General features: G+C 79.0%; 4 protein-coding genes and 2 riboswitches. Of the genes, 1 reads left to right on the top strand and 3 read right to left on the bottom strand.

Features of this window, described 5'->3' with window-relative positions; all coding sequences use genetic code 11:
- The 3 genes from FA014_RS19105 to FA014_RS19095 form a co-directional block, all read right to left on the bottom strand.
- Positions 1-613: LLM class flavin-dependent oxidoreductase (locus FA014_RS19105; RefSeq protein WP_154731190.1), on the bottom strand; the 613-nt coding region annotated here is incomplete at its 3' end.
- A 67-nt stretch (positions 614-680) separates the two neighbouring features.
- Positions 681-1,238 (bottom strand): flavin reductase family protein, encoded by a 558-nt coding sequence (locus tag FA014_RS19100; RefSeq protein WP_154731189.1) that lies wholly within the window; start codon positions 1,236-1,238, stop codon positions 681-683.
- Positions 1,235-1,807 carry an NAD(P)H-dependent oxidoreductase gene (locus tag FA014_RS19095; RefSeq protein WP_154731188.1) on the bottom strand — a complete coding sequence of 191 codons (573 nt, stop codon included), beginning with the start codon at positions 1,805-1,807 and terminating at the stop codon, positions 1,235-1,237. The genes FA014_RS19100 and FA014_RS19095 overlap by 4 nt, the downstream gene beginning before the upstream one ends.
- A 41-nt stretch (positions 1,808-1,848) precedes the next feature.
- A riboswitch (SAM riboswitch) is annotated at positions 1,849-1,952 on the bottom strand.
- 225 nt (positions 1,953-2,177) lie between these two features.
- Positions 2,178-2,292, top strand: a riboswitch (SAM riboswitch).
- Positions 2,293-2,484: 192 nt separating this feature from the next.
- On the opposite strand from FA014_RS19095, the gene FA014_RS19090 reads away from it, so the two are divergent.
- A partial coding sequence (locus FA014_RS19090; protein WP_419178441.1) for a hypothetical protein occupies positions 2,485-2,705 on the top strand: 221 nt, incomplete at its 3' end.

Below are 2,705 nucleotides of genomic sequence, written 5' to 3'. Positions count from 1 at the left end.
GCGGCGGCCGCGGGGTGATCAGCGGACCGACGACCGAGAACGACGAGCCCACGAAGTCGACCCGGTGGATCCGGTCGCGGTCGACGTACCGGCCGGTGGCGACGTCGCGGATCACCGCGTCGTCCTCCCACGAGTCCCACAGGGCCCGGACGACCTGCACCACGTCCCGTGCCTCGCGGTCCAGGTCGGCGACCGGCGCCCGCCCGTACGCGGCGGGTGCCGCGTCGCCCGGGGTCACCGCGGCCAGCCAGCCGGCGCGGCCGGTGCTGGCGAGGTCGAGCGAGGCGAGCTGCGTGGCGACGTGGAACGGCTCGGGGTAGGTCGTGGGCACCTCGGGCACCAGGCCGATCGCGCGGGTGGTGCGGGCGACGAACGCGGCCCGGGTGACGGCGTCGAGCCGTGCCGAGGCGGGGGAGCCGGCGACGGCGGGCAGCACGGCGTCGGCGAAGGTCGCGAACGTGAGGCCGGCGTGCTCGGCGTGCCGGACCGTGCGGGCCAGGCGGGCGCCGGACACGAGCTCGGCGGGCGCGAGCCCGGACAGCGCGCCGGCGCCCGGGTGCGCGCCGGCGCCGTCGACGTCGAGGCCGGCGAGGAGCGGCGGGGGCAGGGTCACGGTGGTCTCCGGTCGGTCGGGGTGCGGCGGGTCGGGGGGGCGCGCGCCGGGGGTGGCGCTCGCGCCGTCAGAGCGCGGTGTGCGCGCCGATCCGGTGGTAGGTGCGGTCGTGGTAGACCAGCGGCGAGGGCTCGGCGGCGCCCGCCGGCACGCCCGCGGACAGCGCCCGCAGCGACACCAGGTACGAGTCGCCGACCGGCGTGCGCTGCACGACCCGCGCGCGCACCCAGGACACCGCGCCGTCGATGACGGGCTCGCCGGTGGGCAGCGACGTCCAGCCGCCGGCGGCGAACCGGTCCAGCCCGCTGGTGGCGAACCGGGCGGACACGTCGTCCTGGTGGTCGGCGAGGAAGCTCACGGCGACCGTGGGCGCCGCGGACACCGCGGGCCAGGACGAGGAGGTGGACGCGAGCGAGAAGGCGAGCAGGGGCGGGGCGGCGGACACCGAGATGACCGAGGTGGCGGTGAACCCGACCGGCTGCCCCGCGTGCCGCAGCGCGACGACGGCGACGCCCGCGGGGTGCCGGCGGAACACCTGCTTGAACTCCTGCGGGCCGAGCTGCGGCTCGTCCTGCTCGGCGAGCAGCCGCTCGAGGGGCCCGAGGTCGGTGCGCTCGGCGGTCACCGGACCGCCCCCGCCAGGTCGGCGGCCGGCGCGACGTCGGCGGCCGCGCCGAGGGCCCGGCGGAGCGGGGCGGCGGCGCGGACCAGCCACGCGTCCAGCGCCGGGCCGAGGTCGCCGAGCTGCGCCTCGGTCAGGGTCAGCGACCGCGCCGGGACCACCGCGCCGAGCTCGACGAGCACGGGCCGCAGGTGCACCTCCCCGGCGAGCGCGTGCGCGGGGCTGCCGGACACGACCAGCGGCACCGCGACGACCCCGGCGAGGCCGTCCGCCCGGTACAGGTCGAGGAACGCCTTGAGCAGGCCGGTGTAGGACGCCTTGTACACGGGCGTCGCGATCACCGCGAGGTCGGCCGACGCGAGCCGCGCGAGGGCGGCGTCGGCGGCGGGGTGGGCCGGCGCGAGCAGCTCGCCGGCGAGCGCGGCGAGGTCGACGACCTCGACGGCGGCGGGGCCGCCGGGGTCGCCGGGCACGAGCGCGGCCAGGCGCTCGGCGACGGCGCGCGCGGCGGCCAGGGTGCGGGACCCGGCGCGCGGGTTCCCGGAGACGACGACGACGGACGGGGACGACATGGTGGCCTCGCAAGCAGGTCGATCACGGTTGCCGTGCGGCGGAGCGGCGCGTGCCGGCCGACGGCCAGGTCATCTCCCGGAGCACCCCGCCGTGACGTGGGGTTGCTGCCCAGCCAGCCGGGGCTTGGCGCTGGGACTCGTGACCTCGGGGCGGAGGTCTAGCACTCGTGCGGCCGGGCCGTGCGCGGCGGCGGGGGAGTTCTCACGATCCGGGACCGTGCGAACGCCCGGGGCCGGCGTCCCGTGACATCGCTCCGGCATGCGAGACGCGACCCGCCCACCGTTGACGGGCCCGGGCCCGGTTCGTAGGTTCCGGGCACCGGTTCACCACCGGGGTGCGCCGCACGGCGGGCTCCCGGGGGCACCGGGTGGTCATGAGCTCCGACGCGAAGCCCCGGCTGGTCGGACGGCAACCCCCCGCGCGGGTGGGTGCCCCGGGTGAGGACCAGGTCCGTCGCCGGCCGGCGACGGACAACACGCGGACCCGCCCGCCGGGCGGGGGCACACGAGGAGAACGCATGAGCCGGACCGTGCAGGCGCCGTGGGCGCCCTCGGCACCCGCCCTGCCCCGCGCCGCCGCCCCGTGCGGGCGCTGTCGCTGTCGTCGCTGACGGCACCGTCGTCGCTGCTGCCGCCGCGCGTGTCCGCGCCCGCCGCCGTCCCCGAACGGAGCCGTCATGCCCTTCTCGCCCCGCACCGACCGCCGCCCGCTGCTCGGCGTCGACCTCACCGCCGCCGGTGCCCGCCCCGGCACGCACGGCGCGGTCGGCGTCGTCGCCGCCCGCGCCTTCGACGGCGAGCGGCTCGCCCGCCTGGTGCACCGCGCCGACCGCGGCCTGCTCGACCTGGTCGTGCTCGGCGAGGGGCTGCTGCTGCACCCCGGCCGGCGGCAGGTGCC

The organism is Cellulomonas hominis (assembly GCF_005239125.1).
Lineage (GTDB): Bacteria > Actinomycetota > Actinomycetes > Actinomycetales > Cellulomonadaceae > Cellulomonas > Cellulomonas hominis_A.
Note: the sequence above shows the minus strand (reverse complement) of the source record. Positions and strands in the feature narration are given on the sequence as shown.

Coding starts and splice junctions, on each gene's coding strand:
- FA014_RS19095 (WP_154731188.1), bottom strand. CDS start 1,807: ATGTCGTCCCCGTCCGTCGTCGTCGTCTCCGGGAACCCGCGCGCCGGG.